Source organism: Leifsonia sp. McL0627 (assembly GCF_058244615.1).
This window is the reverse complement of record NZ_JBZCGM010000006.1, coordinates 95,801-111,181: the sequence shown is the minus strand read 5'-3', so window position 1 is coordinate 111,181 and position 15,381 is coordinate 95,801. Positions and strand designations below refer to the sequence as shown.

Here is a 15,381-nt window from a genome sequence, read left to right as displayed (position 1 = left end):
GTAAAAGATTCTAGGGAGTGCCGCTTATGCGGCGTTCTTCGCGAGCAGCCAGACCAGCAGGGCCTTCTGGGCGTGGAGGCGGTTCTCCGCCTCGTCCCAGATGACCGACTGGGGGCCGTCGATCACATCGGCCGTGACCTCGTAGCCACGGTCGGCGGGAAGACAGTGCATGAACAGGGCGTCCGGCTTCGCCAGCGCCATCAGCGCGGCGTCCACGCGGTAGCCGCCGAAGACGGCGATGCGCTCCGCCTTCTCGTCCTCTTTGCCCATCGACACCCAGGTGTCGGTGATCATCACATCGGAGCCCGCTGCCGCCTCGGCCGGGTCGGTGAACAGCGCGACAGACCCGCCGGTCTGCGCCGCGATGGCCTCCGCGTCCGCGACGACCTCCGCGCTCGGCTGGTAACCGGCGGGGGCTGCGACGCGCACGTGCATCCCGGCCGTCACACCGCCGAGCAGATAGGACTGGCCCATGTTGCTCGCCCCGTCGCCGAAGAAGGTGAGGGTGAGCCCGGCGAGCGCACCGCGCTTCTCCTGGATGGTGAGCAGGTCGGCGAGGATCTGGCACGGGTGGAAGTCGTCGGAGAGGGCGTTGACGACGGGAACGGTGGTCCCCTTCGCCATCTCCTCGAGGCCGGACTGCGCATAGGTGCGCCAGACGATCGCCGACACCATGCGCTCCAGGACGCGGGCGGTGTCCGACGGGGTCTCCTTGCCGCCGAGCTGGCTGTTCGCGGTGGAGATGATCAGCGGGCTGCCGCCGAGGTCGGCGATGCCGACGGCGAACGAGACGCGCGTGCGGGTCGACGACTTGTCGAAGATCACCGCGACGGTCTGCGGGCCGGCGAGCGGCTTGCTGCCGAAGCGGTCCTGCTTGAGCTGGACCGCGAGGTCGAGGATCTCGGCCTGCTCGGCGGGAGTGATGTCGTCGTCGCGCAGAAAATGCCTGGTCATGATTTCTTTCCTGTGGTGTGGATGGAGGCGAGGGCTCGGCCGAAACGCTCGCGGAACTCGGCGAGCTCCTCGTCGCCGACGATCAGAGGCGGTGCGAGCCTGATGCTCGACTCGTTGGGGGCGTTGATGATCAGGCCGTTGGCGAGCGCCGCATCCGACAGCCGGTGCGCATCCCCCTCGGTCAGCCCGATGCCGATCAGGAGTCCCTGGCCGCGCACCTCGCCGATCAGCGGGGAGTCGTAGCCGCGGATGATCGCCCGCAGTTCCTCGCCGCGGCGCTCGGCATTACCGACGAGGTCGGCGCGCTCGATCTCGCCGAGCACGGCGTTGCCTGCCGCGGTGGCGAGCGGGTTGCCGCCGAAGGTCGAACCGTGCTGGCCCTGCGAGAACAGCTCGGACGCCCAGCCGAACGTGACGAGCGCACCGATGGGCACGCCGCCTGCGATGCCCTTGGCTACCGTCACGGCGTCCGGCAGGATGTCGGCGTGCTCGTACGCGAACCAGCGCCCCGTGCGGCCGACGCCGGTCTGGATCTCGTCGATGACCAACAGGGCGCCGTGCTGCTCTGTCAGCTCGCGGGCGCGCTTCAGGAAGCCGTCCGGCAGGTCGATCACGCCGGCCTCGCCCTTGATCGGCTCGATGAACAGTGCGGCGACCCTGTCGTCGATCGCGGCTTCGAGGGCCTCGATCGTCGTGTCGATGTGCTCGACCCCGGCGGGAAGCGGCTCGAACGCCTCGCGCATCGGCGGCTTGCCGGTGAGCGCGAGCGAGCCCATCGTGCGGCCGTGGAACGCGTTGTTCAGGGCGAGCACGCGGGTGCGGTGACCGCCCGACTTGTTGAGCCTGGCCAGCTTGAAGGCGGCCTCGTTCGCCTCGGCGCCCGAGTTGCAGAAGTACACGCGGCCTTTGTCGCCCGCACCGGTGATCCTGGTCAGGCGCTCGGCGAGCTCCAGCTGCGGCGGGGTGGCGAAGTAGTTGGAGACGTGCGCGAGGGTCGCGATCTGGCGGCTCACCGCATCCACCAGCACCGGATGCGCGTGGCCGAGCGAGTTGACGGCGATCCCGGCGAGGAAGTCGAGGTATTCGTTGCCGTCCACGTCCCAGACGCGGCAGCCATCTCCGCGCGCCAGCATCAGCTTGGGCGTGGCGAGCGTGCGCATCATGGTGTGGCCGAACCGGTCGGTCCAGCCGGTCGTCGTGCTGGTGCTCATGACGGCACCACCTCCGTTCCGATCCCCGATTGGGTGAACACTTCGAGCAGGATCGAGTGCGGGATGCGCCCGTCGATGATCGCCGCTTTCGCGACACCGCCGTCGACCGCGTCGAGGCAGGCGGACATCTTGGGGATCATGCCCGATTCGAGCGACGGCAGCAGTTCGCGCAGCTCGGCGGCGTCGATCTTCGACAGGAGGGAGTCGCGGTTCGGCCAGTCGCTGTAGAGCCCGGCGACATCGGTGAGGATGACGAGCTTGGCCGCCCCGAGGGCGACGGCGAGGGCCGCTGCGGCCGCATCGGCGTTCACGTTGAGCGAGTGCCCGGGGTCGTCGATGTCCGGCGCGATGGACGACACGACCGGGATGCGCCCGGCCTCCACCTGCGCGTGCACCGACTCCGGGTTCACGCCGATCACGTCGCCGACGAGCCCGAGATCCACCTCGACGCCGTCGACGACCGTTCCGCGCTTGCGGCCCTGGAACAGCCCGGCGTCCTCTCCGGAGATCCCGGCGGCGAGCGGACCGTGCTTGTTGATGTTGCTGACGAGGTCGCGATTGATCTGGCCGGTGAGGACCATACGCACCACATCCATCGCCTCGGGCGTCGTCACCCGGTAGCCGCCGCGGAACTCGGACTCGATGCCGAGCCTGTCGAGCATCGCGGAGATCTGCGGGCCTCCCCCGTGCACCACGACCGGGCGGATGCCCGCGTAGCGGAGGTAGACCATGTCCTCGGCGAACGCCTGCTGCAGCTCCTCACTGACCATCGCGTTCCCGCCGAACTTCACAACGATGATCTGGTCGTGGAAGCGTTTCAGCCACGGAAGCGACTCGATGAGCGTCTCGGCCTTGGCGGATGCGCTCCGCCGTTCCTCGGCCTCGGCCGCGTCGGACTCTGGATTCGTTGAGTCGGTCATCAGCTGGCGTACGCGCTGTTCTCATGCACATAGTCGTGCGTGAGGTCGTTGGTGAGGATCGTCGCCGTCGCGTCGCCCGCGTGCAGGTCGATCAGGATGTGCACGGCGCGCGGCGTGAGGTCGACCAGCTCGCGGGGCTGGTCCGGCTCCCCCGCCGTGCAGATCTGGATGCCGTTGATGGCGACGTCGATGCCGTACGGGTCGAAGGCGGCATCCGTCGTTCCGACCGCGGCGAGCACGCGTCCCCAGTTGGGGTCGTTGCCGAAGATCGCGGCCTTGAACAGGTTGCTGCGCGAGACGGCGCGTCCGACGATCACGGCGTCATCCTCGTTCGCGGCGTTGACGACCTCGATGGCGATGTCGTGGGAGGCGCCCTCGGCGTCGGCCTGCAACTGCTCGGCCAGGTTGCGGCACACGTCGGTGAGCGCTTCAGCGAATTCGGCTTCGTCCGCGGCGACGCCGCTCGCGCCGGACCCGAGCAGGGCGACCGTGTCGTTGGTGGACATGCAGCCGTCGGAGTCGAGCCGGTCGAAGGTGACCCGCGTGGCGGCCCGGAGTGCCACATCCAGCTGGGCGGAGTCGAGCACGGCGTCGGTGGTGATCACGACGAGCATCGTCGCGAGGCCGGGCGCGAGCATCCCTGCGCCCTTGGCCATGCCGCCGAGGGTCCACCCGGCGGGCGAGCGGTGCTCGGCCTGCTTGGGCTTGGTGTCAGTGGTCATGATCGCCTCGGCCGCTGCGAGGCCCGCGTCGGAAGCGAGCGCGCTGCTCGCCTCCACGACGCCGGCGGTCAGCTTGCCGAGGTCGAGCTGGTCGCCGATCAGGCCGGTCGAGCAGACGAGCACGTCTCCGGCAGAGACGCCGAGCTGCTCGGCGACGGCCTCCGCGGTCGCGTGCGTGGTCTGGAAGCCCTGCGCGCCGGTGTAACAGTTGGCGCCGCCGGAGTTGAGGACGATGGCGGAGACCACGCCGTCTTGGATGACCTGCTCGCTCCAGAGGACCGGGTTGGCCTTGCACCTGTTGGTGGTGAACACCGTCGCCGCCGCGGTGAGCGGTCCGAGGTTCTGCACGATCGCGAGGTCGCGCTTGCCGCTGGCCTTGAGGCCGGCTGCGACGCCCGCTGCGGCGAATCCGGCTGCTGCTGTGACGCTCACGGTGCCACTCCGTTCACGGTCAGGCCGGCGGTCTCGTCGAGACCGAGGGCGATGTTGGCGGACTGGATGGCTGCGCCAGCCGTTCCCTTGTAAAGGTTGTCGAGCGCGAGAACGGTGACGACCCGGCCGGTGCCCTGGTCGACCGCGACGCCGATCAGCGCCGTGTTCGCGCCAAGCACGTCCGCTGTGCGCGGCACGGAACCTGCGGGCAGCACCTGCACGAACGGCTCGCCGTCGTAGGCGGCCTCCCACGCGCTCTGCACCTGCTCCGGCGTGACGCCGGGCTTGAGGCGGGCGGTCGAGGTGGCGAGGATGCCCCGCGACATCGGCACGAGCACCGGGGTGAACGAGACAGTGGGCTGCGCGGCCCCCGCTTTGCGGAGGTTCTGCTGGATCTCCGGGATGTGCCTGTGCGTGCCGCCGACCGCATACGGGTTGGCGGAGCCAAGGATCTCGCTGGCCAGGTACATGGTCTTGAGGCTCTTGCCAGCTCCGGACGGCCCGACGGCGAGGACCGCGACGATGTCCTCCTCCTCGATCAGCCCGGCGGCGATGCCGGGGGCGAGCGCGAGGGAGACGGCGCTGGCGTTGCACCCGGGAGCGGCGATGCGCTTGGCACCGGCCAGCGCATCCCGTTGCTTGCCGTCGCCGACGGGCAGCTCAGGCACGCCGTACGCCCAGGAGCCGTAGTGCTCGCCGCCGTAGAAGGCGGCCCACGACTCCGGGCTCTCGAGGCGGTGGTCGGCGCCGCAGTCGACCACGAGGGTATCGGCGGGCAGCTGGGCGGCGATCTCGCCGGACTTGCCGTGCGGGAGGGCCAGGAAGACCACGTCGTGACCGGCGAGGTTCTCCGCCGTCGACTCGACGAGGGTGAGGTGGCTGAGGGAACGGAGGTGGGGCTGGTGTGCGATGAGCGGCTGCCCGGCATTCTGATGCGCCGTGACAGTGCGGATCTCGAAGTCGGGGTGACCGGCGAGAATCCGGAGGAGCTCTCCGCCCGCGTATCCGGATGCTCCGGCCACGGCTACCTGGAAAGTCATGCTTCTACCTTATTGAGTGGACGACAGGGGGCCTCGGTGAAGGCGGCACCCACGTCGGCCCTCGTGAAGGGTCGGGTCAGCGCCGCCTAGATTCGGCGGTCGCGCAGGCGTCGGCGCATGGCGCGGGCGGCAAGAGCCGGCCGCGTGTCGTCAGTGCGCAGACCCGAAAGCATGCGCCAACCCTATCGTCAGCGTGGCGCCCCGCACCAATCCCGCTGCCCACGGTTGCACTCACCTTCGCCACCCCGCGCCCGGCTCGCGCACGATTCGTGCAAAAAGCGCGGTCCCAGCGTGTGGGACCGCGCTTTTCGCACGAGGATCGCGCCGCGCTTTTGCACGGGGCGTCAGTCGCGGATGTGCGCTCCGAGCAGCTCGGCGGCGCGCGCTGCGCCCGCGAGCTTGGCCTCGGAAGCCTCTGCCGCGGTGAGCGTGCGGTCGTCCGCGCGGAAACGCAGGGCGAACGTCAGCGACTTGTGCCCCTCCGGAACGCCGTGACCACGGTAGTCGTCCACCAACCGGATGTGCTCGAGCAGCGCGCCTGCACCGTCCTGCACCGCGCGCTTGACGTCACCGGCCGGGGTCTCGGCCGGGACGACGAGCGACAGGTCCTGCGTCGCAGCGGGGAACCCGGCGATGGTGCCCGCGACGATGTCGGCGGGCGCCACGGCGATCAGCGCATCCAGGTCGAGCTCGAACACGGCCACGACGCGGGGCAGGTCGAGGTCCTCAGCCAGCGCGGGCAGCAGCTCGCCCGCATAGCCGACGGGCACTCCCTCTCCGTCTCGACCGCGCGCGATCAGCTGCGCGGTGCGGCCGGGGTGCATCGCCTGGTGCGTACCCTGCACGGGGTCGACCGTGAGCCCGACGGCCGCGGCGGTCTGCGCGACCATCGTGAGCGCGTCGGCGACACCGGCCGGAATCGCTTCCTGACCCGGACCCTTGAGCACCGGGTGCCCGAGCACCAGCCCCGCGAGGTGACGCGGCTGCGCGGGGATGCCCGCGTTCAGCCCGGCCAGGATCTCGTCGGACGGGAGCGCGGCGCCCGGAGGCAGCGTCTCGCTGCCGATGGCCGCGCCGGACGGCCGGAAGACCGTTCCGAGCTCGTAGATGGTCAGGTCGACCAGGCCGCGGGCGAGGTTGCGCTTCGCCACGTCGACCAGACCCGGCAGCAGAGCCGTGCGCAGGTACGGGGCCGTCGCATCCAGAGCGTTGGCCAGCTTGACCGCCGGCACGCCGCCCGCGACGGGCGAGCCGAACAGGTCGTTCGCCTTCTCGCTGAGGAACGGGAACGACAGGATCTCGGTTGCGCCGTTGTCGGCGAGCGTCTGCGCGACGGCGCGGCGCAGCTTCTGCTCGCGGCTGAGACCGCGGCCGGGAGGCGCGACGGGCAGCTCCGACGGGATGCGGTCGTAGCCGACGATGCGCGCCACCTCCTCCGCGAGGTCGGACTTGTCGCGGAGGTCGGGCCGCCAGGTGGGCGGCACGACGAGCAGATCGTCGCCGGACGGCGAGACGGCTCCGCCGATCTCGGCGAGCGCTCCGCGCACCTCGTCGTCGGTGAACTCGACCCCGACGAGCGAGGCGATGTACCGGCCGGGCAGACGGATCGCCTCCGGCGCCTCCGCTGCGTCGAGCACGGAGCCGAGCTCGTCGGCGTGGCCGCCGGCGAGCTGTTCGAGCAGCTGAACGACGCGACCGGCCGCCGCGACGGCGACGCGCGGGTCGACGCCGCGCTCGAAGCGCTTGGACGCCTCGCTCGGCAGCTTGTGCCTGCGGGCGGTGCGGGCGATCGAGACCGGGTCGAAGTTGGCCGCCTCGACCAGCACGTTCGTGGTGTCCGCGCCGATCTCGGTGGAGGCGCCGCCCATCACCCCGGCGAGGCCGATCGGACCGGACTCGTCGGTGATGACGAGGTCTTCCTCGTCGAGCGTCCTGGTCTGGTCGTCCAGCGTCACCAGCGTCTCGCCCACGTGCGCCCTGCGCACGACGATGCCGCCGCGCAGCTTGTCGAGGTCGTAGCCGTGGATCGGCTGGCCGAGTTCGAGCATCACATAGTTGGTGATGTCGACGACGAGCGAGATGGACCGGATGCCGGCGAGCTTGAGCCTGGCGATCATCCACGCCGGTGTCGGGCGGGAGCCGTCCACGTCGCGGACCACCCTGGTCACGAACACCGACGCGCCGGAGCGGCCGCGGATGGGGGCGCGGTCGTCGATGGCGACGCTGAACCCGTGCGCGTGCGCACCGGACGGCAGGATGCCCGCCGCGTCCGCCGGGTCGCGGAACGCTGCTCCGGTGGCGTGCGAGTACTCGCGGGCGATGCCGCGGATGGAGAACGCGTATCCGCGGTCAGGGGTCACGTTGACCTCGACAGCGGTGTCGTCGAGGCCGAGCAGCGCGATCGCGTCGGAGCCGACCTCCGGGTCGAGTCCGAGCGTCGCCAGCCGCAGGATGCCGTCGTGCTCGTCGCCGAGACCCAGTTCGCGAGCCGAAGCGATCATGCCGTCGGAGATGTGACCGTAGGTCTTGCGCGCGGCGATCGGGAACGGTCCGGGCAGCACGGACCCCGGCAGGGTCACGACGACCTTGTCTCCGGGGAAGAAGTTGCCTGCACCGCAGACGATGCCGTGCACGGCGTCGCCGCCGTCCGCCGCCTGCTCACCGTCCGGCGCGACACGCACCTGGCACCAGCGGATGGTCTTGCCGTTGCTCTGCGGCTCCTCGATGAAGTCGAGGACCTCGCCGACCACCACGGGACCGGAAATCTCGAACGAGTGGATCTCCTCCTCTTCGAGCCCGACGGAGACGAGGGCGGCGTGGACGTCCTCCGCCGTCGTTCCCGGCTCGAGGTCGACGTACTCGCCGAGCCAACTCAGGGGGACGCGCATCAGACCACCATTCCGAACTGCTGAGAGAACCGGACATCGCCCTCGGCCATGTCACGCATGTCTTTGACGTCGTTGCGGAACATCAGCGCCCGCTCGACGCCCATCCCGAACGCGAAGCCCGAGTACACCTCTGGGTCGATCCCCGCCGAGCGCAGCACGTTGGGGTTGACCATGCCGCAGCCGCCCCACTCGATCCAGCGCGCTCCGCCCTTGAAGGTGGGGTGCCAGAGGTCGAGCTCGGCACTCGGCTCGGTGAACGGGAAGTAGTTGGGGCGCAGGCGCACCTTGGCCTCGTCGCCGAACAGCGTCTTCACGAAGTGGTCGAGGGTGCCGCGCAGGTGCGCCATGGTGAGCCCCTTGTCGACCGCGATGCCCTCCGTCTGGTGGAACACGGGAAGGTGCGTCGCATCGAACTCGTCGGTGCGGAACACGCGTCCAGGCGCGATCCGGTAGACCGGCAGCTCGTTGCCGAGGAGCGCGCGCAGCTGCACGGGAGACGTGTGGGTGCGCATCACGAGGTGCGCGTTCGTCGGCTCGACGAAGAAGGTGTCCTGCATGGCCCGGGCCGGGTGGTCCTCGTCGAAGTTGAGGGCGTCGAAGTTGTACCACTCGCTCTCGAGCTCCGGGCCCTCCGCCAGCTCCCAGCCCATGCCGACGAAGACGTCGGCGATGCGCTCCTGCAGCAGCGACAGCGGGTGCCTGGCCCCCGGCGTCCAGCGCGAGGGGAGGGCGGTGACGTCAAGCGCCTCCTCCGCGAGCCGTGCCTCGTTCTCGTCGCGCTCGATCTGCGCCTCTTTGGCGGCGAACGCCTGGCTGACCGTGCCCCTCGCCTGACCGACGAGCTTGCCGGCGGACGCCTTCTGCTCGTTGGGGATGGAGCGGATGGCGGCGTTCAGTCGCGCGAGCGGCGAGCCTTCGGCCGTGTGCTCTGCGCGCACGACCTTGAGCGCCGCAGAGTCGGCCGCTGCGTCGATCGCAGCGAGAGCCGACGCGACCGCCGCCTCGACAGAGGCTTCGGAGATTTCGGAGGTTTCAGACACGAGACCCAAGTTTAGCCAGCTAAGTCCAACCGGCCGGCCAGCTATTCCGGATGACGGCCAAGCCCGACAGCGGGAAGCAGCACGCCGTCGATCAGCCCGATCAGGAACTCCCTGTTCACCGGCTTGTGCAGGATGAGCGTGCGGTACGACGCCATCGACGGCGAGACGAGCGCGAGCGTCTCGATGTCGCAGTCTGCGGGGATCTCCCCGCGCTCGATCGCCCTGCGCATGAAGAACCGGTTGACGGAGGCGCGGGGCTCGACGATCGCGGCGTTCACCGCCTCGGCGAGGTCGGGGTCCTGGGCCAGCATGGAGATGAGCCCGGCCATCACCCGGAGCTTCTTCTCCGCATCCACGAGGTTGTGCGGCTTGATCATCGCGATCATGTCCCCGCGCAGCGTCCCGGTGTCCGGCAACGCGGTCAGGTCGACATCGGCCTGCTTCATGCAGGCGACGGCCTCGATGACCAGCTCCGCCTTGGACCCCCAGCGGCGGTAGACCGTGGCCTTTCCGGCCTTGGCGCGGGCCGCGACCATGTCCATGGTCATCCGCTCGTAGCCGGTCTCGGCGAGCACGTCGAGCGCTGCGGCGAGGATTTCGGGGTCGCGGGTGTGGTCGCGCTTCCTGCCGAGCTTGGCGGGCGGTTGTTGCGTCTCTTCAACGGTGTCGAGCTGCGTCATTGCGGCTTCCTTCGTCATGTTGCTTTCCATCCAGACCATTGTAAGGTTAATTTTAGAACTTAGGAGATCCGGAACTGGTTAGTTTCGTATATGCTGACCTCCATGTCCCAGACTCCCCCTCCCGTTTCGACCCGCCGCTGGTGGACGCTCGTCACCGTCGCCCTGGCGCAGCTCATGGTGGTCCTCGACTCCACCGTCGTGAACATCGCACTCCCCTCGGCCCAAGCCGACCTCGGCTTCAGCAACGCCGACCGCCAGTGGATCGTCACCGCTTACTCCCTCGCCTTCGGCAGCCTGCTGCTGTTCGGCGGCAGGCTCTCCGACCTCATCGGACGCAAACGCGCGTTCATCATCGGCCTCATCGGCTTCGCGGGCGCGTCAGCGCTCGGCGGAGCGGCCGGCACCTTCGGGATGCTCGTGGGCGCCCGCGCACTCCAGGGGGCGTTCGGCGCGCTCCTCGCCCCGACCGCCCTCGCCGTGCTCACCACGACGTTCACGATCCCGAAGGAGCGTGCGCGCGCATTCGGCATCTTCGGTGCCATCGCCGGAGCGGGAGGAGCGGTCGGCCTCCTGCTCGGCGGATTCCTCACCGAGCAGTTCGACTGGCGCTGGAACCTCTACATCAACGTCTTCATCGCGATCATCGCGATCATCGGCGCGAGCATCTTCGTCAGCACCGTCGCGCGCACCGGCCCGCGACCCAAGCTCGACGTGCCGGGCACGATCCTCGTCTCGGCCGCACTGTTCTCCCTCGTCTACGGCTTCTCGAACGCCGAGACCGACGGCTGGGACTCGGTGCAGAGCTGGGGGCTGCTCACCGCCTCGGCTGTGCTGCTGATCGCGTTCGTGCTCTGGCAGCGGAGGGCCGCGCATCCATTGCTCCCGCTCTCGATCGTGCTCGACCGCAACCGCGGGGCGTCGTACAGCTCGATCCTGATCGCGGGCGTCGGGATGTTCGGCATCTTCCTCTTCGTCACCTACTACCTGCAGACCACGCTGAAGTTCACCCCGATCCAGACCGGGCTCGGCTTCCTGCCGATGATCCTGATGCTGGTGCTGGCCGCGCAGCTGTCGACCAACATCTTCGTCCCCCGGTTCGGTCCGAAGGTCATGGTGCCGATCGGCATGACCATCGCAGCCATCGGCATGGTCTACCTCACCCACCTCGGCGTCACCGCCAACTACGCGACGGATGTGCTCCCCGCGCTGATGATCCTCGGCACCGGCATGGGCACGATCATGCCGGCGGCGATCCAGACGGCGACGCTCGGGGTCGACAGGCACTTCGCCGGCGTCGCCTCCGCGATGGTGAACACCAGCCAGCAGGTCGGAGGGTCGATCGGAACGGCGCTGCTCAACACCCTCGCGGCGACCGCAGCGACCAACTACGTGGCCTCGCACCTCCCGCTCACGCCGTCGGTCGCCGCTGAGGCCGCCGTGCACAGCTACGCCACCGCGTACTGGTGGGGCGCAGGGTTCTTCGTGGTCGGCGCGGTGCTCTCCGGACTGCTCTACCGGCGCCGCGGACACGGGGCGTCGCTCGGCAACCCGACCGGCGCATCCGGAACGTCGGCGGACGCACCGGTGGACAGCGAGCCGGTCGTCGCGCACTGAGTCACCGCACCTGAGTCGCTGCGCCTGGCGGGCGCGTCGGAGCCCTGACCTTTCAGGACTCGGGCGCGTCCGCCTCCGCGTACACGGCGTACGCCGCATCCCACAGACCGGCCTGCTGCGGCACGGTCAGCCCGGCGAGCAGCAGCGTCAGACCGTCGACGAGCGCGTGCCAGCCCGCCGCGAAATCGGGGGCGGAGCGCATCCGGCCTGCACCGAACACGTCGGGGATCGCCTCCTGATCGAGCACCAGCAGCGTTCCGTCGCCGCTCTCCGACAACCGGATGCGCACGGCCGACCGGTCGGGCCCCCAGGTGAACCCGAGCAGGCGTCCCTCGTCGAAGTCCAGCACCTCCATAGCGTGCACGCCGTCCGGAACGTTCTCGTCGCCGAGCCGGAACTCGTCGCCGAGGCGGAGCCTGCGCACGCGCTCCGGGTCGTCCGGCCACGCCACGACCGGCCAGAGCCAGCGGCCGATCCGATGCGGCAGGGTGAGCGCATCCCAGACTTCGGCGATCGGCGCATCCAGCAGCCTTTCCAGGTGCACGCCGGAGCGGCCGCCCTCGCGAAGCATCGTCGCAGGGACAAGCGCAGCCTCTGCACGGCGGTACTCCTCCAGCGCTGCCCCGTATGCGGCGGCGTCGGCCGCCTCGCCGAGATACGGACGCTCGCCCACGGGCGACGCCTCCTCCCCGACAGCCCGCGCGAGGTGCGTGAGCATGTCCTCCCAGCCGGCCCCGTAGTCCGCGGCCGTCAGCGCCTGCACCCGCGCGTGCCGCAGGGTGAGCCGCGAGCGGTCCTGGCTCACCGCCTCCAGTGTCGCCTCCAGCTCGGTGTCCGCCTCGGTCCCGCCATCGCCACTGAACCGCCAGCCGACCAGGATGCGCCGCTGCGGTTCGCAGGCGAGCACCCGGCCGGTGGCCACCGCCTCCGCGTCGGGGCCGCCCATCCTGAGCAGGAAGCGGTCGTCGGTCTGCTCGAGTTCGCCGATCCAGCGGCGGAGCCTGGCCGGCTCGGTGAGCGCGCTCCAGAGGCCAGGGACGGTCGCCGCGAACTCGCGCTCGATCGTCACCGTGCGTCGTGCGCCGTCGAGCGCGATGTCTCCCCAGATGGTCATGATGCCTGCCTTCCGTCCGTTCGCGCCGCCGCCCGTCCGCGCGCCAGCTCGGTGTCCAGGGCGTCCAGCCGCTGATCCCAGAATGCGCGAACGCCGTCGAACCACGCGGCGGCGGCGTCGATCCCTGCCGGGTCCAGGGCGTAGACGCGCTGCTTTCCCTGCACGCGCGCGACGACGAGTCCCGTCTCCCTCAGCACCCGCAGGTGTCTGGAGGCGGCGGGCTGGCTGATCCCGAACTCGCCGGAGGCCAGCTCGGCCAGGTGCCCGGCGGGCTGCTCCCCGCGGGCGAGCAGTTCGACGAATCGCCGGCGGACAGGGTCTCCGATGGCTTCGAGTGCGTCCATGACGCGAACGTATCAGGTCTGCGTTATATAACGCAAGCTTTAATCAAGACTCAGTCGGTGGCGGCCGAGCGCTGCGCGAACGCCGACTCGTACAGGCAGACGCTCGCAGCGGTCGCCAAGTTCATCGACTCCGCACGGCCATAGATCGGCACGGTGACGACGCGGTCGACCAGCTGCAGCTCCTCCTCGGCCAGACCATGGGCCTCGTTGCCGAAGACCCAGGCGGTCGGTCGGGCGAGCTGCCCGTCGGTGCGCGCTTCGAGGAGGTCCTCGCCCTTGATGTCGGCGGCGAGCACCTGCAGTCCCGCTGCGTGCGCACGCTGCACGACGTCGTCCAGGCTGGCACCGACGGCGACAGGCACATGGAACAGCGACCCGGTGGTCGAACGGACGACCTTCGGGTTGTAGAGGTCGACGGTGCGCCCGGTGAGCACGACGGCGTCGGCGCCCGCAGAGTCCGCGGCGCGGATGATCGTTCCGGCGTTGCCCGGGTCGCGCACCTCTTCGAGGATCGCGACGAGGCGCGGCTCCCCGGCGAAGATGTCCTTCACCGAGGTGGGGAACTGGCGGCACACGGCGATGAAGCCCTGCGGCGTGACCGTGTCGGCCATCGCATCCAGGACCTGCTCGGTGACGAACTCGACGTCGACGCCCGCGTCGACCGCCGTCTGGGCGATGTCGCTGTAGCGTTCGAGCGCGGTGGGCGTCGCGTACAACTCGACCACGAGCTCCGGGCGGTACGAGAGCGCCTCCGCGACGGCCTGCGGGCCTTCGAGGAGGAATAGTCCGGTCTCCGACCTGGCCGGTCGCTTCGCGAGTTTGGCAACGGCGCGAACGCGCGGTGAGCGCGGGTTGTCAAGCATGTCACCAGCTTAGAGGTCACCGCCCCGGACTCCCCACACTCCCCACACTCCCCACACTCCCCACACTCCCCACATCATCGAGTCGGGACTTATGCACGCTCGCAGCGGCGTGTCGCGTACATAAGTCCCGGCTCGATGATGAGGGGAGCCGGGAATGCGAAAACCCGGCCGACGGAGGTCGACCGGGTTCTCGGGAAGTGGTGCGGGTTAGGCAGCAGCCTTCGGCGCCGAAGTGTCGGCGGGAAGAGCCTTCTTGGCGGTCTGGACCAGCGCCGCGAACGTGGCGGGCTCGTTGACGGCCAGCTCGGCGAGGATGCGACGGTCGACCTCGACACCCGCGAGACCCAGGCCCTGGATCAGACGGTTGTATGTGAGGCCGTTCGCGCGGCTCGCAGCGTTGATGCGCTGGATCCACAGGCGACGGAAGTCACCCTTGCGGGCACGGCGGTCACGGTAGCTGTAGACCAGCGAGTGAGTGACCTGCTCCTTGGCCTTGCGGTAGAGGCGCGAACGCTGTCCGCGGTAGCCCTCTGCGCGCTCGAGGATGACCCGACGCTTCTTGTGAGCGTTGACCGCCCTTTTTACTCTTGCCATGTCTTCTTTACTTCCTTAAAGACGGGGTGGGGTTACTTGCCGAGCATGCGGCGGACGACCTTCGCGTCCACCTCGGGAACGACCTGGTCCTGGTTCAGGCGACGCTTGCGGTCGCTGGACTTGACCTCCAGGTTGTGGCGCATCCCGGCCTGCTGCTTCATGACCTTGCCGCTACCGGTGATCTTGAAACGCTTCTTGGCCCCGGAGTGTGTCTTCTGCTTGGGCATTATTTCTCCTCGTTCGTCGCCTCGGCGGGCGAACTCTCATCGGACTGAGCAGAGTCGTCTGCGTCAGCAACCTCCTCGGAGTCGCGGCCCTGAGCCCGCGCCTTCGTGGCGGCACGTTGTGCGTTGGCCTCGGCCTTGGCCTCTGACTTGTTCTTCAGAGGGCCGATGACCATAACCATGTTTCGACCGTCGATGGTCGGGGTGGATTCCACCGAGCCGAACTCGGCGACATCTTCTGCGAAGCGCTGGAGAAGGCGGACACCCTGGTCGGGACGCGACTGCTCGCGACCCCTGAACAGGATCATGGCCTTCACCTTGTCGCCGGCCTTCAGGAAGCCTTCGGCGCGCTTGCGCTTGGTCTCGTAGTCGTGCTTGTCGATCTTGAGGCGGAAACGCACCTCTTTGAGGATGGTGTTCGCCTGGTTGCGCCGGGCTTCCTTCGCCTTCTGCGCAGCCTCGTACTTGAACTTGCCGTAGTCCATGATCTTCGCGACAGGCGGCTTGGAGTTGGGAGCAACCTCAACCAGATCCAGGTCTGCTTCCTGCGCGAGACGGAGGGCGACCTCGATTTTGACGACGCCGACCTGCTCTCCGCTGGGGCCGACAAGTCGAACTTCCGGGACGCGGATACGGTCATTGGTACGGGGATCGCTGATGCTTTTCTCCTCTGATCAAGCGATACTTCGCGGCCACGATCCCGTCGGGTGACGACACCGGCGAAAGAGGATTTTCCACGCA

General features: G+C 69.2%; 15 protein-coding genes. 1 reads left to right on the top strand and 14 read right to left on the bottom strand.

What is annotated here, in order from left to right:
• Positions 1 to 24: 24 nt before the first annotated feature.
• The 8 genes from argF to AC37TH_RS16545 form a co-directional block, all read right to left on the bottom strand.
• Positions 25 to 954 carry an ornithine carbamoyltransferase gene (gene argF, locus AC37TH_RS16580; RefSeq protein ID WP_490765446.1) on the bottom strand — a complete coding sequence of 310 codons (930 nt, stop codon included), beginning with the start codon at positions 952 to 954 and terminating at the stop codon, positions 25 to 27.
• Positions 951 to 2,165, bottom strand: coding sequence for an acetylornithine transaminase (locus tag AC37TH_RS16575; protein ID WP_490765445.1), 1,215 nt, complete (start codon positions 2,163 to 2,165; stop codon positions 951 to 953). The genes argF and AC37TH_RS16575 overlap by 4 nt, the downstream gene beginning before the upstream one ends.
• Positions 2,162 to 3,085, bottom strand: a complete 924-nt coding sequence (gene argB / locus AC37TH_RS16570; RefSeq protein ID WP_490765444.1) for an acetylglutamate kinase — start codon at positions 3,083 to 3,085, stop codon at positions 2,162 to 2,164. The genes AC37TH_RS16575 and argB overlap by 4 nt, the downstream gene beginning before the upstream one ends.
• Positions 3,085 to 4,239: a bifunctional glutamate N-acetyltransferase/amino-acid acetyltransferase ArgJ gene (argJ, locus tag AC37TH_RS16565; RefSeq protein ID WP_490765443.1), complete on the bottom strand. Its 1,155-nt coding sequence runs from the start codon at positions 4,237 to 4,239 to the stop codon at positions 3,085 to 3,087. The genes argB and argJ overlap by 1 nt, the downstream gene beginning before the upstream one ends.
• On the bottom strand, positions 4,236 to 5,279 hold the full coding sequence (argC, locus tag AC37TH_RS16560; protein ID WP_490765442.1) for an N-acetyl-gamma-glutamyl-phosphate reductase: 1,044 nt from the start codon (positions 5,277 to 5,279) through the stop codon (positions 4,236 to 4,238). Before argC ends, argJ begins: the two co-directional genes overlap by 4 nt.
• Positions 5,280 to 5,623: 344 nt before the next feature.
• A complete protein-coding gene (gene pheT, locus AC37TH_RS16555) occupies positions 5,624 to 8,167 on the bottom strand; it encodes a phenylalanine--tRNA ligase subunit beta (protein ID WP_490765441.1) in 2,544 nt (847 codons plus the stop codon).
• Entirely contained in the window at positions 8,167 to 9,207 is a 1,041-nt protein-coding gene (gene pheS / locus AC37TH_RS16550) for a phenylalanine--tRNA ligase subunit alpha (protein ID WP_490765440.1), read from the bottom strand. The genes pheT and pheS overlap by 1 nt, the downstream gene beginning before the upstream one ends.
• A 41-nt stretch (positions 9,208 to 9,248) precedes the next feature.
• On the bottom strand, positions 9,249 to 9,887 hold the full coding sequence (locus AC37TH_RS16545; RefSeq protein WP_490765439.1) for a TetR/AcrR family transcriptional regulator: 639 nt from the start codon (positions 9,885 to 9,887) through the stop codon (positions 9,249 to 9,251).
• A gap of 102 nt (positions 9,888 to 9,989) precedes the next feature.
• On the opposite strand from AC37TH_RS16545, the gene AC37TH_RS16540 reads away from it, so the two are divergent.
• Positions 9,990 to 11,501: an MFS transporter gene (locus AC37TH_RS16540; protein ID WP_490765438.1), complete on the top strand. Its 1,512-nt coding sequence runs from the start codon at positions 9,990 to 9,992 to the stop codon at positions 11,499 to 11,501.
• A gap of 52 nt (positions 11,502 to 11,553) precedes the next feature.
• On the opposite strand, the gene AC37TH_RS16535 is transcribed toward AC37TH_RS16540, so the two are convergent.
• From AC37TH_RS16535 to infC, 6 genes are all read right to left on the bottom strand, one after another.
• The gene (locus AC37TH_RS16535) at positions 11,554 to 12,615 is read right to left on the bottom strand and encodes an SRPBCC family protein (protein WP_490765437.1); all 1,062 of its coding nucleotides are present in this window, start codon (positions 12,613 to 12,615) and stop codon (positions 11,554 to 11,556) included.
• A complete protein-coding gene (locus AC37TH_RS16530) occupies positions 12,612 to 12,959 on the bottom strand; it encodes an ArsR/SmtB family transcription factor (protein WP_490765436.1) in 348 nt (115 codons plus the stop codon). Before AC37TH_RS16530 ends, AC37TH_RS16535 begins: the two co-directional genes overlap by 4 nt.
• A gap of 50 nt (positions 12,960 to 13,009) precedes the next feature.
• Entirely contained in the window at positions 13,010 to 13,822 is an 813-nt protein-coding gene (locus tag AC37TH_RS16525; RefSeq protein WP_490765435.1) for a TrmH family RNA methyltransferase, read from the bottom strand.
• 207 nt (positions 13,823 to 14,029) lie between these two features.
• Positions 14,030 to 14,416, bottom strand: coding sequence for a 50S ribosomal protein L20 (gene rplT / locus AC37TH_RS16520; protein ID WP_055891081.1), 387 nt, complete (start codon positions 14,414 to 14,416; stop codon positions 14,030 to 14,032).
• Between the two features lie 32 nt (positions 14,417 to 14,448).
• The gene (gene rpmI / locus AC37TH_RS16515; RefSeq protein WP_490765434.1) at positions 14,449 to 14,643 is read right to left on the bottom strand and encodes a 50S ribosomal protein L35; all 195 of its coding nucleotides are present in this window, start codon (positions 14,641 to 14,643) and stop codon (positions 14,449 to 14,451) included.
• A complete protein-coding gene (infC, locus tag AC37TH_RS16510; RefSeq protein WP_490766072.1) occupies positions 14,643 to 15,299 on the bottom strand; it encodes a translation initiation factor IF-3 in 657 nt (218 codons plus the stop codon). The genes rpmI and infC overlap by 1 nt, the downstream gene beginning before the upstream one ends.
• Positions 15,300 to 15,381 lie beyond the last annotated feature (82 nt).